The organism is Streptomyces sp. HUAS ZL42 (assembly GCF_040782645.1).
In the GTDB taxonomy this organism is placed as follows: Bacteria; Actinomycetota; Actinomycetes; order Streptomycetales; family Streptomycetaceae; genus Streptomyces.
In genome coordinates, this window is sequence record NZ_CP160403.1 from 3096001 (window position 1) to 3120371 (window position 24371).

The 24371-nt window shown below is 71.1% G+C and carries 22 protein-coding genes and 2 pseudogenes; 13 read left to right on the forward strand and 11 right to left on the reverse strand.

The genetic code is table 11. From position 1 onward, the window contains the following. Window positions 1-4: 4 nt before the first annotated feature. Together ABZO29_RS14055 and ABZO29_RS14060 are read right to left on the reverse strand one after the other, a co-directional pair. On the reverse strand, window positions 5-1252 hold the full coding sequence (locus tag ABZO29_RS14055; protein ID WP_367320527.1) for a spermidine/putrescine ABC transporter substrate-binding protein: 1248 nt from the start codon (window positions 1250-1252) through the stop codon (window positions 5-7). 53 nt (window positions 1253-1305) lie between these two features. Next, a complete protein-coding gene (locus tag ABZO29_RS14060) occupies window positions 1306-2841 on the reverse strand; it encodes a gamma-aminobutyraldehyde dehydrogenase (RefSeq protein ID WP_367320528.1) in 1536 nt (511 codons plus the stop codon). Between the two features lie 210 nt (window positions 2842-3051). Here ABZO29_RS14060 and ABZO29_RS14065 point away from each other — a divergent pair, with 210 nt between their 5' ends. Next, window positions 3052-3609 (forward strand): NADAR family protein, encoded by a 558-nt coding sequence (locus ABZO29_RS14065; RefSeq protein WP_367320529.1) that lies wholly within the window; start codon window positions 3052-3054, stop codon window positions 3607-3609. A gap of 46 nt (window positions 3610-3655) precedes the next feature. Here ABZO29_RS14065 and ABZO29_RS14070 read toward each other — a convergent pair whose 3' ends face one another. After that, the gene (locus ABZO29_RS14070) at window positions 3656-4387 is read right to left on the reverse strand and encodes a hypothetical protein (RefSeq protein ID WP_367320530.1); all 732 of its coding nucleotides are present in this window, start codon (window positions 4385-4387) and stop codon (window positions 3656-3658) included. Between the two features lie 174 nt (window positions 4388-4561). Here ABZO29_RS14070 and ABZO29_RS14075 point away from each other — a divergent pair, with 174 nt between their 5' ends. Together ABZO29_RS14075 and ABZO29_RS14080 are read left to right on the forward strand one after the other, a co-directional pair. Beyond that, window positions 4562-5620: an adenosine deaminase gene (locus ABZO29_RS14075; protein WP_367320531.1), complete on the forward strand. Its 1059-nt coding sequence runs from the start codon at window positions 4562-4564 to the stop codon at window positions 5618-5620. Window positions 5621-5638: 18 nt separating this feature from the next. Next, on the forward strand, window positions 5639-6322 hold the full coding sequence (locus ABZO29_RS14080) for a glycerophosphodiester phosphodiesterase (protein ID WP_367320532.1): 684 nt from the start codon (window positions 5639-5641) through the stop codon (window positions 6320-6322). A 19-nt stretch (window positions 6323-6341) separates the two neighbouring features. Here the strand turns inward: ABZO29_RS14080 and ABZO29_RS14085 are convergent, their stop codons facing one another. Further along, window positions 6342-8003, reverse strand: coding sequence for an RNA polymerase sigma factor (locus tag ABZO29_RS14085; protein ID WP_367320533.1), 1662 nt, complete (start codon window positions 8001-8003; stop codon window positions 6342-6344). Between the two features lie 344 nt (window positions 8004-8347). Further along, window positions 8348-8869, reverse strand: a complete 522-nt coding sequence (locus tag ABZO29_RS14090) for a hypothetical protein (protein ID WP_367320534.1) — start codon at window positions 8867-8869, stop codon at window positions 8348-8350. A gap of 182 nt (window positions 8870-9051) precedes the next feature. Here ABZO29_RS14090 and ABZO29_RS14095 point away from each other — a divergent pair, with 182 nt between their 5' ends. Next, window positions 9052-9930 carry a hypothetical protein gene (locus tag ABZO29_RS14095; RefSeq protein WP_367320535.1) on the forward strand — a complete coding sequence of 293 codons (879 nt, stop codon included), beginning with the start codon at window positions 9052-9054 and terminating at the stop codon, window positions 9928-9930. 15 nt (window positions 9931-9945) lie between these two features. Here the strand turns inward: ABZO29_RS14095 and ABZO29_RS14100 are convergent. The 4 genes and pseudogenes from ABZO29_RS14100 to ABZO29_RS14115 form a co-directional block, all read right to left on the reverse strand. Beyond that, window positions 9946-10296, reverse strand: a pseudogene (locus ABZO29_RS14100) (response regulator transcription factor); the annotation flags it as partial. A 687-nt stretch (window positions 10297-10983) separates the two neighbouring features. Further along, complete coding sequence (locus ABZO29_RS14105) at window positions 10984-11979, reverse strand: LacI family DNA-binding transcriptional regulator (protein ID WP_367326134.1); 996 nt, start codon at window positions 11977-11979, stop codon at window positions 10984-10986. A gap of 132 nt (window positions 11980-12111) precedes the next feature. Continuing rightward, entirely contained in the window at window positions 12112-12540 is a 429-nt protein-coding gene (locus tag ABZO29_RS14110; RefSeq protein WP_367320536.1) for a hypothetical protein, read from the reverse strand. Window positions 12541-12606: 66 nt separating this feature from the next. Then, window positions 12607-13203, reverse strand: a complete 597-nt coding sequence (locus ABZO29_RS14115; RefSeq protein WP_367320537.1) for a GtrA family protein — start codon at window positions 13201-13203, stop codon at window positions 12607-12609. 288 nt (window positions 13204-13491) lie between these two features. Between ABZO29_RS14115 and ABZO29_RS14120 the strand changes: the two genes are divergently transcribed. From ABZO29_RS14120 to ABZO29_RS14135, 4 genes are read left to right on the forward strand one after another with little or no spacing between them, the layout of a single operon-like run. After that, window positions 13492-14421, forward strand: a complete 930-nt coding sequence (locus tag ABZO29_RS14120) for an ABC transporter ATP-binding protein (RefSeq protein ID WP_367320538.1) — start codon at window positions 13492-13494, stop codon at window positions 14419-14421. Continuing rightward, window positions 14421-15311, forward strand: coding sequence for an ABC transporter permease (locus ABZO29_RS14125; RefSeq protein WP_367320539.1), 891 nt, complete (start codon window positions 14421-14423; stop codon window positions 15309-15311). The genes ABZO29_RS14120 and ABZO29_RS14125 overlap by 1 nt, the downstream gene beginning before the upstream one ends. Before the next feature lie 25 nt (window positions 15312-15336). Further along, window positions 15337-16698, forward strand: coding sequence for a sensor histidine kinase (locus tag ABZO29_RS14130; RefSeq protein WP_367320540.1), 1362 nt, complete (start codon window positions 15337-15339; stop codon window positions 16696-16698). Beyond that, a complete protein-coding gene (locus tag ABZO29_RS14135) occupies window positions 16695-17363 on the forward strand; it encodes a response regulator (RefSeq protein ID WP_367320541.1) in 669 nt (222 codons plus the stop codon). Before ABZO29_RS14130 ends, ABZO29_RS14135 begins: the two co-directional genes overlap by 4 nt. A 35-nt stretch (window positions 17364-17398) precedes the next feature. On the opposite strand, the pseudogene ABZO29_RS14140 reads toward ABZO29_RS14135, so the two are convergent. Both ABZO29_RS14140 and ABZO29_RS14145 read right to left on the reverse strand, forming a co-directional pair. Next, window positions 17399-17826, reverse strand: a pseudogene (locus ABZO29_RS14140) (sensor histidine kinase); the annotation flags it as partial. 179 nt (window positions 17827-18005) lie between these two features. Continuing rightward, window positions 18006-19445 carry a gamma-aminobutyraldehyde dehydrogenase gene (locus ABZO29_RS14145; protein WP_367320542.1) on the reverse strand — a complete coding sequence of 480 codons (1440 nt, stop codon included), beginning with the start codon at window positions 19443-19445 and terminating at the stop codon, window positions 18006-18008. 167 nt (window positions 19446-19612) lie between these two features. On the opposite strand from ABZO29_RS14145, the gene ABZO29_RS14150 reads away from it, so the two are divergent. The 5 genes from ABZO29_RS14150 (at window position 19613) to ABZO29_RS14170 (ending at window position 24369) form a co-directional block, all read left to right on the forward strand. Beyond that, window positions 19613-20140, forward strand: a complete 528-nt coding sequence (locus ABZO29_RS14150) for an Lrp/AsnC family transcriptional regulator (RefSeq protein WP_367320543.1) — start codon at window positions 19613-19615, stop codon at window positions 20138-20140. A 20-nt stretch (window positions 20141-20160) separates the two neighbouring features. Further along, on the forward strand, window positions 20161-21525 hold the full coding sequence (locus ABZO29_RS14155) for an aspartate aminotransferase family protein (protein ID WP_367320544.1): 1365 nt from the start codon (window positions 20161-20163) through the stop codon (window positions 21523-21525). A 190-nt stretch (window positions 21526-21715) separates the two neighbouring features. Next, window positions 21716-22456, forward strand: a complete 741-nt coding sequence (locus tag ABZO29_RS14160) for an ABC transporter ATP-binding protein (protein WP_367320545.1) — start codon at window positions 21716-21718, stop codon at window positions 22454-22456. Then, window positions 22438-23856, forward strand: coding sequence for a hypothetical protein (locus ABZO29_RS14165; RefSeq protein ID WP_367320546.1), 1419 nt, complete (start codon window positions 22438-22440; stop codon window positions 23854-23856). Before ABZO29_RS14160 ends, ABZO29_RS14165 begins: the two co-directional genes overlap by 19 nt. A gap of 96 nt (window positions 23857-23952) precedes the next feature. Then, window positions 23953-24369 carry a VOC family protein gene (locus tag ABZO29_RS14170; RefSeq protein ID WP_367320547.1) on the forward strand — a complete coding sequence of 139 codons (417 nt, stop codon included), beginning with the start codon at window positions 23953-23955 and terminating at the stop codon, window positions 24367-24369. Window positions 24370-24371 lie beyond the last annotated feature (2 nt).

A 24371-nucleotide genomic window follows, 5' to 3' on the forward strand; every position in this document is an offset into this window, starting at 1 on the left:
GTCGTCACGCCCCTGTGAGCTTCGCGAACTTCTCTTCGTAGGCCGTCTCTTCCTTCGAGCTCAGCGAGCGGAAGGCATGGGACTTGGCCTGCATGGCCTTGTCGGGGATGATCAGCGGGTTGTTCGCCGCATCCTCGTCGATCTTCGCAAGGGCGTCCTTCACGCCGTCGACGGGACAGACGTAGTTGATGTAGGCGGCGAGCTCGGCGGCCGCATCCGGCTCGTAGTAGTAGTCGATGAGCCGCTCGGCGTTCGTCTTGTGGCGCGCCTTGTTGGGGATGAGCATGTTGTCGCTCGACGTCATGTAGCCGCTGTCCGGGATGACGAAGTCGACGTCCGGGCTGTCCGCCTTGAGCTGGACGACGTCGCCGGCCCACGCGATGCAGGCGGCGAAGTCGCCCTTGGTGAGGTCGGACGTGTAGTCGTTGCCGGTGAAGCGGCGGATCTGGCCGCTGTCGACGGCCTTCTGGAGGCGGGCGATCGTCGCGTCGTAGTCGTCGTCGGTGAACTTGGCGGGGTCCTTGCCCATGTCGAGCAGGGTCATCCCGATGGTGTCGCGCATCTCGGTAAGGAAGCCGACGCGGCCCTTGAGCTTGGGGTTGTCGAGCATGTCGGAGACGGACTTCACCTCGATGCCGTCGAGCGCCTTCTTGTTGTACGCGATGACGGTCGAGATGCCCTGCCACGGGTACGAGTAGGCGCGGCCCGGGTCCCAGTCGGGGCTGCGGAACTGCTGCGACAGGTTGGCGTAGGCGTGCGGCAGGTTGGAGGGGTCCAGCTTCTGGACCCATCCCAGGCGTATCAGCCGTCCGGCCAGCCAGTCGGTGAGGACGATGATGTCGCGGCCGGTGTCCTGGCCCGCGGCGAGCTGCGGCTTGATCTTGCCGAAGAACTCGTTGTTGTCGTTGATGTCCTCGGTGTACTTGACCTTGATACCGGTTCTCTTGGTGAACGCGTCGAGGGTCGGGTGGTGCTTGCCGCTGTCGTCGACGTCCATGTACTCGGTCCAGTTGGAGAAGCTGACGGTCTTCTCCTTGGCCGAGTGGTCCTCGGCGGACGTGCCGCCCTCGGTCTTGCCGGCCGCCGGGATCCCGCAGGCGCTCAGCGCGCCCAGTCCGCCCAGCGTGAGCGCGCCGCCCGCGGAGGCGCGCAGCAGCGAGCGGCGGGTCATGGCGGCCCTGCCGTTGCGGAGGCTGCGCCTGATCGCGGCCACTTGGGCCGGGGACAGGCGGTCGGGCTCGTACTGCTCCATGCGCGTGGTGCCCTTTCGGGAGGGTTCGGCCTGGTCAGTGGCCGTGTACTGGCTTATCGGTCCCCGAAGACGGTGCGGTGCCAGTCCTTCGCGGCCACCGCGGTGTTGTCGAACATGACGTGTTTGATCTGGGTGTACTCCTCGAACGAGTACGTGGACATGTCCTTGCCGAAGCCGGACTGCTTGATGCCGCCGTGCGGCATCTCGCTGATGATCGGGATGTGGTCGTTGACCCACACACAGCCCGCCTTGATCTCGCGGGTCGCGCGGTTCGCCCGGTAGACGTCCCGGCTCCACGCGGAGGCGGCCAGTCCGTACGGGGTGTCGTTGGCGAGCCGGATGCCCTCGTCGTCCGAGTCGAAGGGCAGGACGACGAGGACCGGCCCGAAGATCTCGGACTGGACGGCCTCGCTGTCCTGCGGCGCGTCGGCGATGAGGGTGGGCCGGTAGTAGGCGCCGTTCTTCAGCTCCCCCTGGGGAGCCTCGCCACCCGTGACCACGCGCGCGTAGCCGCGTGCCCGGTCGACGAAGCCGGCGACCCGGTCGCGCTGGACGTGCGAGATCAGCGGGCCGAGGTCGGTGCCGGGGGCGAAGGGGTCGCCGACGCGGACGGTGTCCATGAGGGCCGCTGTCCGGGCGACGAACTCGTCGTAGTGGGGCCGTTGCACGTACGCGCGCGTGGCGGCCGTGCAGTCCTGCCCGGTGTTGATGAGCGCGCCCGCGACCGCCCCGTTGACGGCGGCTTCCAGGTCGGCGTCGTCGAAGACGACGAAGGGTGCCTTGCCGCCCAGCTCCAGGTGGATCCGCTTGACGGTGGCGGTGGCGATCTCGGCGACCCGCTTCCCGACGGCGGTGGAGCCGGTGAAGGACGTCATGGCCACGTCCGGGTGGCCCACGAGGTGCTCGCCGGCCTCCCTGCCGGTGCCGGTGACGATGTTGATCACGCCGTCGGGGATGCCGGCCTCGGTGGCCGCCCGGGCGAACAGCAGCGAGGTGAACGGGGTGAGCTCGGCGGGTTTCAGCACGATCGTGTTGCCGGCGGCGATCGCCGGGAGGATCTTCCAGGCGGCCATCTGGAGGGGGTAGTTCCAGGGCGCGATGGAGCCGACGACGCCGATGGGTTCGCGGCGGAGGTACGAGGTGTGGTCGCCGGAGTACTCGCCCGCGGACTGCCCCTGCAGGTGGCGGGCGGCACCCGCGAAGAACGCGGTGTTGTCGATGGTGCCGGGCACGTCGAACTCGCGGGTCAGCTTCAGCGGTTTGCCGCACTGGAGCGACTCGGCGCGGGCGAAGTCCTCGGCATGGTCGGCGAGGACGGCGGCGAAACGGTGCAGGGCGTCGGAGCGCTCACCGGGCGTGGCGCCCGCCCAGCCCGGGAAGGCCTCGCGGGCGGCGGCGACGGCCGCGTCGACGTCGTCGGTGCCGGCCAGCTCGTACGTGTACACGTCCTCGCCCGTCGCGGGGTCGACGACCGCGTGTGTACGGCCCGAGGTGCCCTTCGTCGGGCGGCCCGCGATGTACTGCGCGCCGTCCGCGAAGCGTTCCTGTGCCGGGAATCGGTCCGGGGTGGCGGTGCCCGGGTTGTGCATGTCGCTCTCCTCCGCCGTGGCCCCGTGGTCCGGGGGTGGGTGGCGTAGCTCCAGCTCGATTTGAGTGCCGATCCTGACAGAGGGATGCGACTCCAACAAGGGATTCCGTTGTTGCCTTTTGGTTACGCGACGGAATCTGTCGACCAGGGTGTCGAGTCGCCACCGAAAAGGCGGGACGGGGTGTCAGTGGCGCGTGCCACACTCGCCTGCATGGGAGAGATCGATTCTCGGGACGCCCTGGTCAGGGAGGTCCGGTCGGGGGCGAGGGTGAAGTACCTGCACTTCTGGGGGCACCGGCCGCGGCCCGACGGCCGGGTGGGCAGCAGCTGTCTGAGCCAGTGGTGGCCGTCACCGTTCGTGGTCGGCGGGGTCACCTATGCGACGGCCGAGCACTGGATGATGGCCGGGAAGGCGCGGCTTTTCGCAGACGCGGAGGCGGAGAAGCGGGTGCTGGCGGCGGGTCACCCCTCCGTGGCGAAGAAGGCCGGGCGGCTGGTGCGCGGCTTCGACGAGGCGATATGGGAGCGCGAGCGGTTCCGGATCGTGGTCGAGGGCAGCGTCCACAAGTTCGCCGCGCACGCCGATCTGCGGGAATTCCTGCTCGGCACCGGGGACCGCGTGCTGGTGGAGGCCAGCCCTGTGGACCGGGTCTGGGGCATCGGCCTCGCCGCGACCGACGAGGCCGCGGGGGATCCGGAGCGGTGGCGGGGGCCCAATCTGCTGGGGTTCGCGCTGATGGAGGCGCGAGAGCGGCTCCGGGCCGGCTGAGGAGCCGGCCCGGCGTTCCGACGTGGCGGACTAGCTAGGGGTGGGCTCAGACATACGCCGGCGCGGAGACCGACGCGAGGGACCCGTCGTAGTAGTCCTCGTCCGACTCGTCGTTGATGGCGGCCACGATCGCGATGATCATCACGACCATCACGGCGACGCCTATGACGATGCCGATGATGCCCGTGATCAGGCCGGCCTGGGCCTGGCCGTAGTTGGTGGCCTCGCCGCGCTGGGCCTTGTGGCGCCCCTTGATCGCGAAGATCACGGCAAGGACGCCGAGCACGACGGAGAGCACCCCGTACATGCAGAACAGGCAGCAGGACAGGATGCCCAGCACCATCGCCGCGATGCCGTTGCCGTTCTGCGGGGCCATCGGCATGCCCGGCCAGCCGTAGCCCTGCGGATAGCCGGGGTAGCCGTATCCGCCGGGAGCCGCCGGGCCGGTCGGCGCGATGGGCGGGGGCGGCACGGCGGAACCCGGGCCGCCGACGGGAGCGGACGCGGCCGCGCCGGGAGGCGCGTAACCGGGCGGGGGGTAGCCCGGCGCGCCGTAGCCCGGCGGCGGGTAGCCGGCGGGGGTGGAGCCGGGCGGGGTGAGTCCGTCGTTCGGCATCGCGATGACCGTGGCCTGGTCGTGCACGGACGGCGGCTGAGCCGTGGGGGGCTGCCCGGCGGCGGGCTGCTGGTTCTTCTCCAGTGACGGCTTGTTCTCCGGCGCCGCCCACGGGTCGGGGCCGGCTGCGGCGTCCCCGCTCGGCTGCGTCGCGTCCGTCATGTCAAGTCCCCCTCGATCGATCGTTCCGTCATGCTACGGCCTCACCACGCACGCTCCCGCCGGGTCCTCCCCCGCCCGTGCCCCACCCCGCGTCCTACGATGTCCGTGCACTCGATCAGCCGATCACCCGCGCCACACCGACACGGTGCACGGCGCCCTGCCGGGGAGGCCCCCTTGACCGACCACGTGGACGCGCGCGCCCCGCGCGACCTGCACGCCTTCATCGCCGGACTGCCCAAGGCCGAACTGCACGTCCACCATGTCGGCTCCGCCTCCCCCCGCATCGTCTCCGAACTGGCCGCCCGCCACCCCGACTCCAAGGTGCCCACGGACGCCGAGGCCCTGGTCGACTTCTTCACGTTCACGGACTTCGCCCACTTCATCGATGTGTACCTGTCCGTCGTCGACCTGATCCGCACCCCGGAGGACGTGCGGCTGCTGACGTACGAGGTGGCCCGGGACCTGGCCCGGCAGCAGGTGCGCTACGCCGAGCTGACCATCACCCCGTTCTCCTCGACCCGGCGCGGGATCGACGAACTGGCCTTCATGGACGCGATCGAGGACGCCCGCAAGGCGGCGGAGGCCGAGTTCGGGACCGTCCTGCGCTGGTGCTTCGACATCCCCGGCGAGGCGGGCCTCGAGTCCGCCGAGGAGACCGCCCGCCTCGCCACCGACGACCGGGTGCGTCCCGAGGGGCTGGTCTCCTTCGGGCTCGGCGGGCCCGAAATCGGCGTACCGCGGCCGCAGTTCAAGCCGTACTTCGACCGGGCCATCGCGGCCGGGCTGCGCTCGGTGCCGCACGCCGGCGAGACGACCGGCCCGGAGACGGTGTGGGACGCGCTGACCCATCTGCGCGCCGAGCGCATCGGGCACGGCACCAACTCCTTCCAGGACCCGAAGCTCCTCGCGCACCTCGCCGATCATCGGATCCCGCTGGAGGTGTGCCCGACCTCCAACATCGCCACCCGCGCGGTCCGCACCCTCGACGAGCACCCGATCAAGGAGTTCGTGCGGGCCGGAATCCTGGTCACGATCAACTCCGACGACCCGCCGATGTTCGGCACCGACCTCAACAACGAGTACGCCGTCGCCGCCCGCCTCCTCGACCTCGACGAACGGGGGCTGGCCGACCTCGCCAGGAACGCCGTCGAGGCGTCCTTCCTCGACGAGCCCGGCAAGGCGCGCATCAAGGACGAGATCGACAGGTACACCGCCGGGTGGCTCGCCCCCTGACTTCAGCACAATGGGCCCATGCAGACAGTGACTGCCGTGGCCCATCGCGGCGACCCCTACCGCGTCCGTGAGAACACGATCGACTCGCTGCGTTCCGCGCTCGACCTGGGCGCGGACGCGGTCGAGATCGACGTACGGCTCACCCGTGACGGCGTGCCCGTGCTGCTGCACGACGAGACGCTGAAACGGCTGTGGGAGCAGGACCGGCCGCTGCTCTCGCTGTCGGAGGCGGAGGTGCGCGGGCTGACGGACGGCAAGGTGCCGACGCTGGCGGAGGCGCTGGCGGCGACCGACGGCAGCCGGGTGATGCTCGACCTGCCGGGCCATCCCGATGTGCGGGCGGCGCGCCGGGTCGTGGACGTCGTCCGCGAGTGCGGGGCGGCGGACCGCGTGTACTACTGCGCGGGCGCCCCGGCCATGCTCGCCGTGCGCGCGGCCGACCCGGCGGCCGAGATCGCCCTGACCTGGACGACCCTGGCCCCACCGCGGCCCGCGCTGCTCGCGGCCGTGGCGCCGCGCTGGCTCAACTACCGCTTCCCGCTGGTCGACCGCGCCCTCGCCGAACGCGTCCACCACGACGGCTACCTGCTCTCCGTCTGGACCCCCGACACCCGCCGCTCCATGCGCCGTCTGCTGGACCTGGGCGTCGACTCGATCACGACGAACCGCGTCGACGTGCTGTGCGCGTTGCGCGCGAGGTGAGGCGTGGCAGCGGGACCGCTCACACGCGCGAGCGCTGAGGCACCGTCGCCGGGTCGGCGGGCGTCGAGCGGGTGACGTACTGCGGTACGGGCGTGTCGTCCTTGCCGGTGTCGCGGACGAGGCCGTAGCGCTTCGCACCCTGCGGGGGGCCCTGCTTGACGTCCTCCTCCACCTCGTCCCAGGTCGTCGGGAAGACGTTCAGGCCGTAGTCGGCGCCCCGCTCGTTCACGGTGAGGGTGACGCTGCCGTCGACGTAGAAGTACTCGTTCTGCCACATCTGCTGGGTGCCGGCCGGCAGGACGGCGTAGCCGGTGGCCGAGCTGCCCATGCCGGTGGCGGAGCTGTCGGTGCTGCTGACGGGGTCGTCCATGCGGCGGCCGCCGCCCGAGGCGACGTGGAAGAGCTTGCCCTTCAGTCCGGTCCAGGCCGGCATGACCAGGTTGCCGGCCCGGTACTGCGGCGAGATCTGCCAGCGGACGAGGACATAGCCCTGGCCGCTGAGCGTCACGCTGTCCCCGCGGTGGTTCATCGTGGCGTGCGCGCCGCCGCTGCTGGTGATCCCCTTCTCGGGCCGGTGCGGCAGGGCCACGGGTGGCGTGTCCGGGTCCGGTGCCCGGTCGACGGCGTCGACGACCGTGCCGTACAGCTCGGGTGTCGCGCTCGGGGTGGGTGACGGCGGGACCGAAGGCGTGGGCGGGGCGGAGGACGGCGACGGGCCGGGTGTGCTCGCCGCCGTCGAGACCGTCGCCGCGCGGGGCGGCGGGGCGCCCGGCGTCTGGGTGACGACGTACGCGCCGCCCGCTGCGATGGTCGCGCCCGCGGTGACGGCGACGGCCGGCTTGGTCAGGGCGCCCAGCACCTTGGCGGACCAGCCGACCGACGTGCCGGCGGCGGTGGCCGCCACCGCCGTCTTGCCGCCGAAGGCCAGGGACAGCGTGAAGCCGACCGGGACGGGGACGAGCGCGATGCCCACGAGGAGCCGTTCGGCCGGTACGACCGACTCGCGCGCGTCACCGCAGTAGCCGCAGCCCCGGATGTGCCGGGCCAGCCGCTTGCGCCACACCGAGTCGGGGTGCCCGTCCCAGCGGGCGGTCAGTTCGCGCAGTCCGGGGCAGGCGCCGTCCAGCGCCCGGACGATGCCGCGCGCGGTCTCGAGGCGCTCCTTCATGCGCTGGACGCGCACGGCGGCGTGCTGCCGGCTGATCCCGACGGCCGCGGCCAGTTCCCGCCGGGTGAGCTCGCCCGCGACCTCCAGCCACCACAGCGACAGCAACTGCCGGTCCTCGGCGTCCAGCCAGCGCACCGCCTCCGCGACCTCGCGCCGCTGGCCCTCCAACTGCAGCCGCAGCACGGTGAGTTCCGCGAAGTCGGCGGCGTCGCCCTGCGCCACGCTCTCGTCCAGCCGCTGGGCGGACCTGCGGCGCGCACGGTCCCGGACCTGACGCATCGCGATCGCCACGAGCCAGGACCGGAAGCTGTCCGGGTCGCGCAGCGAGCCGAGGTTGTCGACGGCGCGCAGCATGGTCTCCTGGACGACGTCGTCGACGTCGGCGTGACCGTTCAGGGCGCGTCCGACGATGTTGTAGACCAGCGGCAGCCACCCCTCGACCAGCTCGTCCAGCGCCTGCCGGTCGCCGGCCTGCGCTGCCGCGATGGTGTCGCGCCATTGCCGCGTGTCCACGTCGTCCTTTCCAGGGCCGGGCTCACTTCGCTTCCGCACGCACCCTCTCAGGCGGGCCCGGGGTGATGGCTATGCCGGGGATCACAGTGAGGAGACGGAGTGAAGGCTTCCGGGATAACAGTTTTCTGGTGTTCCGCGGGCGGGAACGCACGGCCGGAGGTGATCACGAACTGGCGTCGCCGGGCCGGACTCCGGGCCCCGCGCACCGCACGGCATCCAGCCCGGGACGGCCTCACGGACTTCCTCGAGGAGTTGTACGAGCAGCGCTGGTACCAGGCGGTGCGTCGCTTCGACCGCACGATCGAAGATCACCGGTGCGACCCGCGACCTGAGCCCGGCGGCGCTCAAGTAGCAAGCGCCGGAACGGAGTTCGCGGTGAGCCCCTCAAGTCGCTTGATCTTCCCGCGCACGACGTACAGCGGGATCACCCCGAACACCCCGAACGACATGTCGATCACCGTCCACCAGAAGGGAATTCCCCGGATCGGCCCGCAGATCAGCGCGAGCGGGATGATCCCGGCGCAGGCGATCATCCCGAACTCGACGACCCAGATGTTGCGGACCGGGTCGCGGTAGGGGCCGTAGAAGGCGACCGCGATGACGAGGTGCGCGAAGGCCAGCCAGTCCGTGCCGTAGAGGAGGAAGGGGTATTCGGCGTCGGCGGTGTCGAGCCCGCGCCGGACGCGCTCGATCCACTCCATCAGGGCGGGCAGGTGCTCCGGCACGGACAGGGCCCGCAACAGGTCCTCCGTCCAGCGCAGTTCGTGAACCAGGGGGAAGGCCGTGGCGCCACTGAGCACCAGGCAGACGACGAAGAGGATCAGCCACGCGCGGATGCCCTTCAGCAGGGCGGCTCTGTCGATCATGGCGAAAGCGTACGCCTGTAATTGAACACGTTCAAAACTTCCCCCTAACTCTCCGCTGAACCATTTCCCTCTTCCCGTTATACCCCAGGGGGGTATAAGCTCCATCCCATGCATACCCCCGATGGGTATAAGGGGCAGTCCGCGCCCCCGCAGGACAAGCACCCAGCACCGAGGAGTCCGTCATGAGGCCCCTGACGAAGATCGGCGGCTTCACGGCCGCACTCGTCGTGACCTTCGGCGCCGCCTACGGGATCGGCGACGTCATCGCCCCGGTCACCACCGACACCGGCGCGCAGACCGACGAGCACGGCGGTCACACCGCACCCGCGGCCGACGACACGGTCCCGGCCGGGCTGCAGGTCTCCGAGGACGGCTACACGCTCGACCTGGAGACGCCTGCCGTCCAGGCCGAACGCAGGAGCACCCTGCGCTTCGTCATCCGCGACGCGCACGGCGACCCGGTGACCGTGTACCGGACCGAGCACACCAAGCAACTGCACCTGATCCTCGCCTCACGCGACCTCACCACGTACCGCCATCTGCACCCCACGCGGGCCGCCGACGGCACCTGGAGCGTCCCCGCCGAACTCCCGTCCGCCGGCAGCTACCGGGTCTTCGCCGACTTCGTCCCGGCTGCGCAGGACGAGGGCCTGACCCTGGGCACCGACCTGACGGTCACCGGCCGCCACACGGCGACCGAACTGCCACCGGCCGCCGCCACCGCGACGGTGGACGGCTACACCGTGCGGCTCGACGGCGCCCTGAACGCGGGCGGGGAAAGCGACCTGACCTTCACCGTCACCCGCGGCGGCAGGCCCGTCACCACCCTTCAGCCCTATCTCGGCGCCTACGGCCACCTCGTCGCCCTGCGCTCCGGCGACCTCGCCTATCTGCACGTCCACCCGCACGACGAGGCCGAGGGAACGAAGACGTCCGGACCGAAGGTCGCCTTCTCGGCCGCCGTGCCCAGCACCGGCGACTACCGGCTGTTCCTGGACTTCAAGGTCGACAAAACGGTGCACACGGCGGCGTTCACCGTGCGCGCCCATGCGTCGTCGTAGCCGGAGCGGGCACCTTCATGCCGGCCGTACCAGTCCGGTGTCGTACGCGAAGATCACCGCCTGGACCCGGTCCCGGACGCCGATCTTCATGAGGATGCGGCTGACATGGGACTAGACGGTGGTCTCGGCGACGGAGAGCCGCTCGGCGATCTCGGCGTTGCTCAGGCCGGTCGCGATGGCGACGAGGACCTCACGTTCGCGCTCGGTGAGGGCGGACAACTGTTGCTGCTGCACCGGGGTCTGGCCGGGGAAGCGGTCGGAGGCGTCGATGAACTTGCGGGTCGGGCCCGGGGAGATGACCGCGTCCCCGGCGGCGACCGCGCGGATGCCGGTGACGAGTTCGTCGGGCTGCACGTGCTTCAGCAGCATCTCGCGGGGGATGCGGGCGCGTTCGGTGGCGGCGGCGAGGCGGGCGTTCTGGTCGCGGTCTCCGCGCCGTGGGCTGCAGCGGCGCCACGATCGCCGAGCTCACGGCGCCCCGGTCGACCAAGCACGGCACCAACCCCGCCCAGCTCACGGCCCTCTCCGCGAGGACCCGGCTGGTCACCATCGGTATCGGCGGCAACGACATCGGATTCAGCTCCATGATCACGCCCTGCGTCGTCATGGGTAGGGCGTACGACGTCCTCGGCCGCGGCAAGTACATCTCCGAGGACGCTCCCTGGGGGAGGTCGGGCGCCGCGCACCCCGGGCCCGCGTCCACGTCGTCGGCTATCCGGCGATCCTGCCGTCCGACGCCTCCGCCCGCGGCCGCGAACCGCCCCTCGCGCCCGGCGGCATCGACTGTCTCCGGGAGAAGGAGCAGCAGCTCAACACCGCGCTGCGTGAGTAGGCCCGCGTGGCCGGAGCGACCTACGTCGCCATCTGCGCGCCCTCCGAGGGACACGACGCCGGCTCGGCAGCCGGCTCACGCTGGATCGAGCCTCTGCGCCCCAGCAGCCCCGCAGCCGCCGGCCACCCAAACGCGCGGCGAGCGCGGCATGGCCGACGCGGTCCTGCGCGCGATGCACGTCCCGGGGTGAACGCCGGACGGCTCGAGCAGGACGGCCGGACTCAGCTCACCGGTGGAGGCCCACTGGTCCCCCGCACCACCAGCTTCGGGTCCAGCACCGCTTCCCGCGGCTCCAGTCCGGGGTCCTCCAGCCGCTCCACGGCGAACCGCACGGCGTGCTCCGACATGAGCACCGCGTCCTGGCGCACCGTGGTCAGGCCGATCGGCATCAGGTGGGAGAGGTGACTGTCGTCGTATCCGACCACGGACAGGTCGCGCGGGACCTCGACACCGGACCGGGTCAGCGACATCAACAAACCCATCGCGCTGCGGTCGTTGCCCGCCAGGACCGCCGTGGGCAACGGCAGGCCCTTGTCGCGCTCGGCGAGAAGGAGACGGCCGGTCTCGATGCCCGACTGCTCGGTGTGATCGCCGGGGATCACCCGCGTCTCGGACACAAGTCCGTGACGGCGCATGGCCGCACGGTAGGCGCGCCGCCGCTCGGCCGAGCCGGGGCCCTGGCCGCCGTCGATGTGAACGATCCGGCGGTGTCCCAGCTCGACGAGGTGGTCCATCGCCTGACGTACGCCCTTGCCCTCGGCGGAGTGCACGAAGTCCACATGGGCGTGCGGGACCCGGCGGCTGACGGAGACGGCGACCGTGCGGCGTCCCAGCTCGGCGAGGAAGGCGGGCTCCGCGAAGGAGCCGAGCAGGATCACCGCCTCGCAGCGGTGGCTCAGCAGTGCCTCCACGGCCTTCTCCTCGCTGCGGCCCTGGGTGGCGCCGGACAGCAGGACTTCGTAGCCGAGGCGCTCGGCCTCGGGGTAGATGCCCTCGATGAGGTTCGTGTGGAAGGTCTGGTGCACGGTGAACATCACGCCGAGCGTGCGGCTGCGGCCGCGCGCCAGCAACCGGGCCGCACTGTCGGGCCGGTAGCCGATCTCGTCGGCCACGCGCAGCACCCGCTGACGCGTCTCCTCGCTCGCTCCCGGCTGGTTGCGGAACACGATCGAGACGAGCGCCCGGGAGACGCCCGCCTTCGCGGCCACGTCCGCCATCGTGGGCCGCTGCTTGTCCGACGCATCCACCTGTGAACCACCCTCCGCCGCCGCCCACCCTAGCGGCGATCTCGAAATCCCCCTGCGACAGGCTTTTGACGTGACATTTGGGCTGGGGTCATCGTACTCGATTTAGCGCGCTCTAGTAGAGCGCGATAGTAGACGTCGTGAAGGTCGGGCCACCACCACGCACAGCGTCGCCGGCGGCAGCTCGGCGCCCCGGGCCAGGGCGAGGGCGAGGGCGGTGGCGACTTCGGATCCCGGCGGGGAGGTCAGTACGTCGAACCAGGCGTCGACGACCAGCAGCGCGGCGGTCGCGGCGGCCGTGAGGCAGCGCCGTGGATCCCTGCGCAGCAGCAGGACACCGGTGACGGCCAGTCCCAGCGCCTCGAGTGCGTCGAGTCCCACCCACATCGCCGACCAGTGCCGCACCTGGACGGTCGAGGGCAGGTAGGTGGCGAGCACGAGGAGCCACGGCACCAGGACACCGGCGCAGCACGCCAGCGCCAGTCCCAACCGGTGGGCGCCCGAAGTCGGCGACGGCGACGGCTCGTTGGGCACTGCGGCAGGCCGTGGCGTGGCGTGGCGTGGCGTGAAGATGATCCTGTACGACGGTCATCGCTGTCCTCACACTCGGGCCGGCGCGTGCCGCAGCTGCGCGGGGACGGGCCGCCGCGCGGGTACTCGAGCGCGTGCGTCGTGCGGATGGCGAAGCGCCGGCGTTCGCTGTCCGCGAGCGGGCCGGGGTCGTACGGCGTCCGTGTCGCGGTCGTCGGCGAACACCAGCAGGCGCAGCACCAGAAAGCGCCCGATACCGGCGAGCCCTGCGGCGCCGAGGTACACGGCCTGTTCCAGGAGCCTCCCGGCCGTCGGCTGCAGGGCGTGGAGTACGAGCACCGCGGCGGTGGTCACCGCGTAGGAGGCCGTGGCCGATCCCGCGGACTGGAGGTGGCGGCGCCATCCGGCCCGCCGCCCGGTGCGGAAGGTGATGAGTGAGTGGAGCTCCGTGCACAGGAGCGTGGAGACCACGGTGATCAGCGCGTTCGCCACCGTCCACGGCAGCACTTCGGCCACCGTCGGTACGGCGGCACTCGCGACGAGGCTCACCCCGCCGCCGCACAGGACGAACCGGGCGAAGGAGGCGAGCGCACCGGGCGGCGCGGGCACCCGGCCCCCGTCGGCGCCGCCTGTGCCGATGGCCTCCGCATGCGGTGACTCGCTCATCGATTCCCCTGCTCACCTCATGGGGTTTGGCCCCCTCCTGACTTCCTCCCTCAGCACGCTAGGCGCGCCTGGACCGCAAACCCTGGTACCCGGGACGGCAATGGCGAGGCGTCAGTGGTACCGCGGTACCACCCGACCGGCTCATGAGCGGGGAGTGGTACCGCGGTACCACTCCCCCTCCGAAGATGCGCCCGGGGTCCCAGGGACCGGGCCCGCCGCGCTCCTAACTTCGAATGCAGACACCGCGGTGCATCCGCGGCCGAGTTCGATCCGGAAAGGCCCACTCTCATGATCGAAGCGCGTGAGCTGACGAAGCGGTACGGGGACAAGACGGTGGTCGACAACCTGAGCTTCACCGTGAAGCCGGGTGAGGTGACCGGATTCCTGGGTCCCAACGGCGCGGGCAAGTCCACGACCATGCGCATGATCATCGGTCTGGACTCCCCCACCAAGGGCTCGGTGACGGTCAACGGGCGCTCCTACGCCAAGCATTCCGCACCCCTGCACGAGATCGGCACCCTGCTGGAGGCCAAGTCCGTGCACCCGGGGCGCAGCGCGGCCAACCACCTGATGGCGCTGGCGCACACCCACGGCATTCCGCGGCGCCGGGTGGACGAGGTCATCGAGCTGGCCGGGCTGACCAGCGTGGCCGGCAAGCGCGTGGGCGCCTTCTCCTTGGGCATGGGCCAGCGGCTCGGTATCGCCGCCGCGCTCCTGGGCGACCCGGCGATCGTGATGCTCGACGAACCGGTCAACGGCCTGGACCCCGAGGGCGTGCTGTGGGTGCGCAACCTGCTGCGTGGGCTGGCCGACGAGGGCCGGGCCGTGATGCTCTCCTCGCACCTGATGAGTGAGACCGCGCTGATCGCCGACCATCTGGTGATCATCGGACGCGGCAGGCTGCTCGCGGACACCACCGTCGACGACTTCACCCGGGAGGCAAGCGGCGGCGGGGTGAAGGTCGCCACCGCCGAGGCCGTGAAGCTGCGCTCGCTGCTGGCCGGCCCGGACGTCACGATCACCTCCTCCTCCGCCGAGGAACTCCTGGTCACCGGGCGCGACGCCCGCGAGATCGGAGCGATCGCCGCCCAGCACGGGGTGCCGCTGTACGAACTCACCCCCCAGGCCGTCTCCCTGGAGGCGGCGTTCATGGACCTCACCCGCGATGTCGTCGAGTACCAGAGTGCTCCGGCCGACACCGAACGAAAGGCCGCCTGATGCCCGCCACCGCACTCCGCCGCGTCCAGCGCCCGGGCAAACGCCCCAACCTTGCCGCGGCGCCCGACCCGAAGACGTCCACCACCTCCACGAAGTACAAGGTGACCGGCCTGCGTGTACTGCGCTCGGAGTGGGCCAAGTTCTGGTCACTGCGCTCCAGTTGGATCACCCTGGGCGTTGCCGTTTTCCTCCTGGTCCTCTTCGGGGCGATCGCCAGCTACACCTACAGTCCGGACGCCGTCGCGACGGCCGGCGGGCCGCCCGGCCCGGGAGGCGGCAGCGACAGCGACGCGGTCAGCCTGGCCCTGACCGGTGTGTCCTTCGCACAGCTGGCCGTGGGCGTGCTCGGGGTGCTGCTGGCCGCGGGCGAGTACAGCACCGGCATGATCCGCTCCACCCTCGCCGCGGTGCCGCGCCGACTGCCCGTCCTGTGGTCGAAGGCCGCCGTGATCGGGCCCATCGCCCTGGTCCTCACCACCGTCGGCGCGCTCGCCGCGTTCCAGCTGGGCACCCCGGGTCTGGACGGCGAGAAGATCGCCCTGGCCCTGGGCGACGACGGCGTGCTGCGCAGCCTGGCCGGCGCCGGCCTCTACCTCGGCCTGGTGGCCGTGTTCGGCGTGGCCCTGGGCGTGCTGCTGCGCTCCTCCGCCGGTGCCATCGCCGCCCTGGTCGGCGTCCTGCTGATCCTGCCCGGCCTGGCCTCGCTGCTGCCCGACTCCTGGTACGACGCCCTCAGCCCCTACTTCCCCAGCAACGCGGGCTCGGCCGTCTACGCCCTGCACCAGTCCTCGGACGCCCTCTCGCCGGGGGCGGGGCTCGCCGTGTTCGCCGGCTGGGTGGCCCTGACACTCGCCGGGGCGGCCTACCGGCTCGTCAAGACCGACGCCTGAACCGGGGATGAGCACAATGGTGTCCATGAGCCCGGAGCGCACGGCAGCCGCCGCGGACACCGACCAGGGGGCGGCGCTCACGCCGTCCCCTGAGTTCGACGCCGCGTGGGCACACCCGCTCCTGGGCCGTCTGTTGCGCGACCAGAGCCGCCTGCAGCGGCTGAACCGCCGGCATCCGTGGCTGCTCGACACCGCGGTGGTGCTGGCAATCGCCGCCATCAGCCTGCCCGACCTGCTGTGGGGTGACGGCAACTCCCCCTTCGGGGACACGGACTCCCGTGAACAGCAGGCGTCGGGCGTCCTGTTCGCCTTCGTCGCCGCACTCGCCGTTCCGCTGTGGTGGCGGCGCAGGGCCCCGGCCGTCACGTTCTTCGTGATTTCGCTGGTGTCGCTGGCCCAGTGGTCGCTGGGCATCTGGCTGCCGACCGGTGTCGCCGCGCTCGTCGCCCTGTACACGCTGGCCCGGCACGGTTCACTGCGCTGGCTGGGCTGGGCCGCGGCACTCGGCGTCACCAACGTGGTGCTGGCCGTCTTCGTCCCGGAACCCGTCGAGCATCCGCTGCTCGGCGTGTTCTTCCTGCTGGGTACGGTGACGGCGGCCATCGCCGTCGGTCTGACGCTCCGTATCCGCCGGATGTATCTGGCGGCGCTCGAGGACCGTGCGAGGCGCCTGGAGATCGAGCGCGACCAACGCGTCCGGCTCACCGCCGCCGCGGAGCGATCCAGGGTCGCGCGCGAGATGCACGACATCGTCGGCCACAACCTCTCGGTCATGGTCGGCGTCGCCGACGGCGCCGCCACTCTCGCCGCCAACCGGGGCGAGCGGTCGGCCGAGCCCCTGCGCGTCCTCGGCGACACCGGCCGCCAGGCCATGAGCGAACTGCGCCGCGTGCTGGGCGTCCTGCGCGAGGAACGGGACGGCCTACGGATGCTCAGCCCGCAGCCCGGCGTCCGCGACCTGGACCCCCTGCTGGCGCGGGTGCGCGCGGCGGGACTGAGAGTCGCCTACCGGACCGTGGGCGACCTCGATTCCCTGGGCAGCGGCGTCCAGCTCACCGTGTACCGCGTCGTCCAGGAGTCGCTGACCAACACGCTCAAGCACGCCGGCACCGGTTCCTCCGCCGACGTCACCGTGACGGCGAACGCCGGCACCGTGCGGATCAAGGTCGCCGACACGGGCGTACCCCCCGGCGCACCGGCACGAGCGCCGGCTGCGTCACGGGCCGACGACCCCGGGCACGGCCTGGTCGGCATCCGCCAGCGCGCCGCCATGTACGGCGGCAGCGTCACCGTCGGACCGCGCGACTCCGGCCACGGCTGGATGGTGGACGTCGTGCTCGACGTACCCGCGCTCGCCCTTTCGGTACCAGGAGAGCCTCTGCCATGACCACCGTGCTGATCGCCGACGACCAGCCCCTGCAACGCATGGGCTTCCGCATGCTCATCGAGGGCACGCCCGGCCTGGACCCGGTCGGCGAGGCCGCGCACGGCGCCGAGGCCGTCCGCCTGGCCGCGGAACTGCGCCCCGACGTCGTCCTGATGGACATCCGCATGCCCGGCATGGACGGGCTTGAGGCGACCCGCCGGATCGTCGCCACCGGCGGCCGTACCCGGGTCCTCATCGTGACCACCTTCGACCTCGACGAGTACGCCTACGAAGGTCTGCGGGCCGGCGCCAGTGGCTTCCTGCTCAAGGACGCCCACCCCGAGGAACTCGTCGCCGGCATCCACGCGGTCGCCACCGGCGACGCCGTCGTGGCCCCCAGCCTGACCCGGCGCCTTCTCGACGCCTACGCCCACCGGGTCCTCGCCCCCGCCGACGCCCCCGCGGCCGAGGACCCCCGGCTGGCGACCCTCAGCGACCGCGAACGCGAAGTCCTCATCGCCATCGGCCAGGGCTGGACGAACACCGAGATCGCCGAACGGCTCGTCCTCACCGAGTCGACCGTCAAGAAGCACGTCGGCCGGGTCCTCGCCAAGATCGGCGCACGCGACCGCATCCAGGCCGTGATCACGGCGTACGACGCCGGGCTGGTCAGAGCGAAGCCGTAGCGGGTGACCCGACCGTCGTCGGCGACGCCGCCCCGTCACCCTCGAAGCGCCGCCGGCTCGGGCGGGTTCGTCGGCGTCGGCTGGTCGGTGAGTCGGGGGAGCAGAATCCGGAAGGTGGCGCCCCCGCCGGGAACGGAGTCGACCTCGACACGGCCCGCGTGGGCGGTGACCAGGGAGTGGACGATGGACAGACCCAGGCCGGAGCCGCCGGTGGCCCGGTTGCGGGAGGTGTCGGCTCGGTAGAAGCGTTCGAAGATACGGCCGCGCTGTTCCGCCGTGAGCCCCGGCCCCTGGTCGGCGACCTCCAGGACGGCGTGGTCGCCGGCCGTGCCGACGCCGATCCGGATGGGCGTGCCGGGGGCGTGTGGGTCACGGCGTTGCCGACCAGGTTGGTGACGACCTGGCGCAGCCGGGCCTCGTCGGCCAGGGCCGGCGCGGGCGGTCCGTCGCCGCCCGGGCCGCTACGCTCACCCGGCTCCACGTACGCGCCTCGCACACGCATCCGGCGAGCGCACCGAGGGCGGCGGTACCACCGAGGGCACGCAGCAACGAACGGCGGGGCAGGGGGACTTCGGCAACGGGGGCACCGGAAAACGATGCCGTAGCCCCGCGCCCAAAGGGCGCGGGGCCGTGTCGGTCTGCTCAGCCGTCGAGGGACGTCATCACGTGCTTGATCCGCGTGTAGTCGTCGAAGCCGTACGACGACAGGTCCTTGCCGTAACCGGACTTCTTGAAGCCGCCGTGCGGCATCTCGGCGACCAGCGGGATGTGGGTGTTGATCCACACGCAGCCGAAGTCGAGCTTCTTCGACATCCGCATGGCGCGGGAGTGGTCCTTGGTCCAGACGGAGGACGCGAGGGCGTACTCGACGCCGTTGGCCCACTGCACCGCCTGGTCCTCGTCGGTGAAGGACTGGACGGTGATGACCGGCCCGAAGACCTCCTTCTGGATGATCTCGTCGTCCTGCTTGACGCCGGAGACGACGGTCGGGGCGAAGAAGTAGCCCTTGTCGCCGACGCGCTTGCCGCCGCTCTCCACGCGCGCGTGCGCGGGCAGTCGGTTGATGAAGCCCTCGACCTGGGCTAGCTGGTTGGGGTTGTTGAGCGGGCCGTAGAGGACGTCCTCGTCGTCCGGCTGCCCGGTCTTGGTGTCGGCGGCCGCCTTGGCGAGGGCCGCGACGAACTCGTCGTGAATGGCCTCGTGGACGAGGACGCGGCAGGCAGCCGTACAGTCCTGGCCGGCGTTGAAGAAGCCCGCGACCGAGATGTCCTCGACGGCCTTGGCGATGTCGGTGTCCTCGAAGACGACGACCGGCGCCTTGCCACCCAGCTCCAGGTGCACACGCTTGACGTCCTTGGACGCGGACTCGGCCACCTGCATACCGGCGCGTACGGAGCCGGTGATGGACGCCATGGCCGGGACCGGGTGCTCGACCATCATGCGGCCCGTCTCGCGGTCACCGGTGATGACGTTGAAGACGCCCTTGGGGAGGATCGAGCCGAGGATCTCGGCGATCAGGACCGTGGAGGCCGGCGTGGTGTCCGAGGGCTTCAGGACGACCGTGTTGCCCGCCGCGATCGCCGGGGCGAACTTCCACACGGCCATCATCATCGGGTAGTTCCACGGCGCGACCTGCGCGCAGACGCCGACCGGCTCACGGCGGATGATCGAGGTCATCCCCTCCATGTACTCGCCGGCCGAGCGGCCCTCGAGCATCCGGGCCGCGCCCGCGAAGAAGCGGATCTGGTCGACCATCGGCGGGATCTCCTCGGAGCGGGTGAGCCCGACCGGCTTGCCCGTGTTCTCCACCTCGGCCGCGATCAGTTCCTCGGCGCGCTCCTCGAACGCGTCGGCGATCTTCAGGAGGGCCTTCTGGCGCTCGGCGGGAGTGGTGTCGCGCCAGCCGGGGAAGGCCGCGGCGGCGGCCGCCATCGCGGCGTCCACGTCCGCCTGCCCGGACAGCGGCGCGGTGGCGTACACCTCACCCGTCGCCGGGTTGACCACCTCGGTGGTCCGTCCGTCGGCGGCGTCCCGGAACTCACCGTCGATGTAGTTGCGCAGACGACGAAGCTCGGTGCTCACTTCCGGCCCTCCAAATTCGGGGTTGTCCATTCTCTGAGACACCCACCCTAGTCCGAGAGTCCACGTTTTCAACACCCCTGGTCCCGCCAGAACTACGGAATCCGCAAGTCTCAGCAACGTAAACAACGAATTTCATCGCTCGACCCTTGCGGAACCGTCGAGACGTCGTGCACAGTGACCTCGTGGCCAGTCGAAGCGCAGACCCCAGGGACTCCCGCGAGTCCTCCCGCGAGTCCAGGACCGGCACTCCGCACCTGGACGCCGTCTCCCTCGCCATCATCGAGCAGCTCCAGGAGGACGGCCGCCGCCCGTACGCCGCCATCGGTAAGGCAGTGGGCCTGTCCGAGGCCGCCGTGCGCCAGCGCGTCCAGAAGCTGCTCGACCAGGGCGTGATGCAGATCGTCGCGGTCACGGACCCGCTCACCGTGGGCTTCCGCCGGCAGGCGATGGTCGGCATCAACGTCGAGGGCGACGTGGAGAAGATCGCGGACGCGCTGACCGACATGTCGGAAGTCGAGTACGTGGTGATGACCGCGGGCTCGTTCGACATCCTCGCCGAGATCGTCTGCGAGGACGACGACCACCTGCTGGACGTCATCAGCAAACGCATCAGGGCCCTGCCCGGAGTGCGCTCCACCGAGAGCTTCGTCTACCTGAAGCTCAAGAAGCAGACCTACATGTGGGGAACCCGATAACCGTGAGGACCCGATAAACCGTGAGCACAAAGGACCTCAGCCGCACCGCGTACGACCACCTGTGGATGCACTTCACCCGCATGTCCTCGTACGAGAACTCCCCCGTCCCCACCATCGTCCGGGGCGAGGGCACCTACATCTACGACGACAAGGGCAAGCGCTACCTCGACGGTCTGGCGGGCCTGTTCGTGGTCCAGGCCGGGCACGGCCGCACGGAGCTCGCCGAGACGGCCTTCAAGCAGGCGCAGGAGCTGGCGTTCTTCCCGGTGTGGTCCTACGCCCACCCGAAGGCCATAGAGCTGGCCGAGCGTCTCGCGGACCACGCGCCGGGCGACCTCAACAAGGTCTTCTTCACCACCGGCGGCGGTGAGGCGGTCGAGACCGCCTGGAAGCTCGCCAAGCAGTACTTCAAGCTGGTCGGCAAGCCCACCAAGCACAAGGTGATCTCCCGTGCGGTCGCCTATCACGGCACCCCGCAGGGCGCCCTGTCCATCACCGGCCTGCCGGGCCTGAAGGCCCCCTTCGAGCCGCTGGTGCCGGGCGCGCACAAGGTCCCGAACACCAACATCTACCGGGCGCCGATCTTCGGCGACGACCCCGAGGCCTTCGGCCGCTGGGCCGCCGACCAGATCGAGCAGCAGATCCTCTTCGAGGGCCCGGACACGGTCGCCGCGGTCTTCCTGGAGCCGGTGCAGAACGCCGGCGGCTGCTTCCCGCCGCCGCCCGGCTACTTCCGGCGGGTCCGCGAGATCTGCGACCAGTACGACGTGCTGCTCGTCTCGGACGAGGTCATCTGCGCCTTCGGCCGCCTCGGCACGATGTTCGCCTGCGACAAGTTCGGCTACGTACCGGACATGATCACCTGCGCCAAGGGCATGACGTCCGGGTACTCCCCCATCGGTGCCTGCATCGTCTCGGACCGGCTGGCCGAGCCGTTCTACAAGGGCGACAACACCTTCCTGCACGGCTACACCTTCGGCGGTCACCCGGTGTCCGCCGCGGTCGGTCTGGCCAACCTCGACCTGTTCGAGCGCGAGGGCCTCAACCAGCACGTGCTCGACAACGAGGGCGCGTTCCGGGCCACCCTGGAGAAGCTGTACGACCTGCCGATCGTGGGCGACGTCCGCGGCAACGGCTTCTTCTACGGCATCGAGCTGGTGAAGGACAAGGAGACCAAGGAGTCCTTCGACGCGGACGAGACCGAGCGCGTCCTGTACGGCTTCCTCTCCAAGAAGCTCTACGAGAACGGCCTGTACTGCCGTGCCGACGACCGCGGTGACCCGGTCGTCCAGCTCGCCCCGCCGCTGATCTCGAACCAGGAGACCTTCGACGAGATCGAGCAGATCCTGCGCGCGACGCTGACGGAGGCGTGGACGAAGCTGTGATCAGCTGACGCTGTGATCAAATCCGGCCCCGGTGCCGCCCGTTCGAGTGAGAAACGGCGGTCCGGGGCCGCGTGCTGTCCGGCCTGCGGCCCTGATCTGCCTAGCGTTCCAGTGACCGATCGGCCCTGCCTTCGTTCCCCCGGACGGGGGATGGCACGGGAACTACGGCTCTGAACCGAGGTGTACGCGCATGGAGGCCCCGCCGGACAACGACGTGCTCTGGGCACGCTCCCTGCACTTCACGCACGGCGACGGATCACCCGCGCTCAGCGGCGTCTCGCTCGGCGTGCGGGAGGGCGAGATCCTCGCCGTCAGCGGCCCCCGCGGGAGCGGCAAGACGACCCTGCTGCGCTGTCTGTCCGGCCTGGTCCCGGCGCAGCGCGGCGAGGTGTGGTTCAACAGCGTGCCGGTCCACACGATGGGGACGACCACCCGCGAACGCCTGCGCCGCGACCACTTCGGCTGGATCGACCCGGCTCCGGCGCTGGTCCTCGAGCTGAACATCTGGGAGAACGCGGCCCTCCCCCTGATGCTGCGCGGCACCGGCCGCCGCCGCGCCAAGGCCGCCGCCATGGAGTGGCTGGAGCGCCTCGACATCGGCGACACGGCCCGCAAACGCCCCCACGAACTGGTGCAGGCCGAACGCCAGCGTGCCTGCATCGCCCGTGCGCTGGCCCCGGCCCCCTCGGTCCTGTTCGCCGACGAGCCCACGGCACCCCTGCACCGCGCGGACCGCACCCACGTCCTGCGCACGCTCACCACGGCAGCCCGCTCGCACGGCATCACGGTGGTTCTGGCCACGGACGACGCGGACACGGCGGCCCTGGCCGACCGCACGGTGTCCCTGCTCGACGGCCGCTGCGTCAACACCGTGCACCTGCCGCCGGTCGCCGAGACGGAAGGCCGGGCCGCGTGCTCGCTCTCCGTCTGACCCGCGGCGCGCTGCCGGCCGTCCAGCTCCGCCGCCTGCTGGTGGCCGCGGCGTCGGCCGGCACGGGCTTCCTGCTGCTGTCGGCCCTCGGCTACGCGATGAGCCACCCCGACACACCGGCCGCCTCCGTGCTCCGCCTCGCCTGGTGCGTGGCCCCGCTGGCGGCCACGGTGCACTTCGCGGTCGCGGTGGCCCGCACCGATCCGGGCACCCGTCCCCGCCCCGGCCTCGCGACGGTCGGCCTGAGCCCGGCCCGTCTGATGGCCGTCTCGGCGACGACGACAGCCCTGTCCTGCACGTTGGGCTCCGCGCTCGCCCTCCTCTTCTTCCTCCACCTCCGCGGCGACCTGACAGGCATGCCGTTCGACGGCGCGGCGGCGGAGTTCCTGGCTGCGGGGGACCCCCTCCCCATCCCGGCGACCCTCACACTGCTGGCCCTGGCACCCGCGACGGCCTCGCTGGCGGCGGCCCTCACCCTGCGCCCGCGCATCGCCCGCCCGACCACCACCCGCGACGCGGCAACGGCAACCGGCCGCTTCGGGGCGTACGGGATGACGGCGCCACGGGAGACGTTCGGGGCGTACGGACGATTCGGGGCGCGTCTGCGGGTGACGCACACAGGGGACGGAGAGGGCACCCGTCCTCCCGCGGGCATTCGTGCCGCCGGGGCGATGGGGGTCCCCCCCGTCGAGCGAAGCCGAGACCGGGGGAGGATGGGCGCGGACGGCACCCCGCCGGCGCCGGGCAGCGCGACCCACCCCCCGACACCAACCGACGGCGCCCCGCAAATCCCGGACCACCGCACCGCCCTCCCCTGGGGCATCACCACCCTCACCGCAGGCCTCGCCGTAGCGGCCTACGCGAGCCACACCACCAGCCCGACCGACCTCACCATGCCCGCCGGCCTCGCCCCCGGCCCCGTAGGCGTCCTGGCCGGCTGGCTCCTCACCGCTCTCGGCCTCGCCCTGGCCGGCCCCGGTCTCACCCACCTCTGCGGCCACCTCCTGCAGGCGATCCACCCCGGCGCCCTCCGCCTCCTCGCCGGCCGCGTCCTGATGGAGGAGGCGACCCGCATCGGACGCCCCCTCGGCGTGGTCTGCGCGGTGGCGTCGGGCACGTACACGATGGCCACCCTGTACGACGCGAACGCCCCGGCCTTCGGCCCGCTGACCACCCTCGGCGCGCTCGTCGTGACGGGCTGCACGCTGGGCACCCTTCTCACCTCGGCGGTCGAGGCCAGGCAGGCCCGCGCCGACGTCACCTCCGCCCTCCTGCGCCTCGGCGCTCCCGCCGCGATGCTGCGCAGCGCCGCGGCCCTGCGCGCCGCCGCCTTGCTGGCCCTGTTCGCCCCGCTCACACTGGCCGTGGCCGAGCTGACGACCCTGCCGCTCGCCCGCTGAGAACCCGCGGGAAGAAATCCGCCGCCCACCGATGAGTTCCGCTCAGGTCCCCGGTCTACCCGACCGAAGACCACGAACCCGATGGGAGAGACCCCGATGACCACGGCATACCAGCAGATGATCTTCGTGAACCTGCCCGTGAACGACCTCGACGCCTCGAAGAAGTTCTTCACGGAACTCGGCTACACGATCAACCCGCAGTTCAGCGACGAGAACGCGGCCTCGGTGGTGATCAGCGACACCATCGTCGCGATGCTGCTGACCAAGCCGTTCTACTCGACCTTCACGCAGAAGGAGATCGCGGACGCCACGAAGACCAGCGAGGTGCTGATCTGTCTGAGCGCCGAGAGCCGCGACAAGGTGGACGAGCTGGTCGAGCAGGCCGTCGCCGCCGGCGGCACCGCCTCGGACAAGGTCCAGGACATGGGCTTCATGTACGGCCGCGCCTTCGACGACCTCGACGGCCACACCTGGGAGGTCGTGTGGATGAACCCGGAGGCGATCCAGGGCTGACC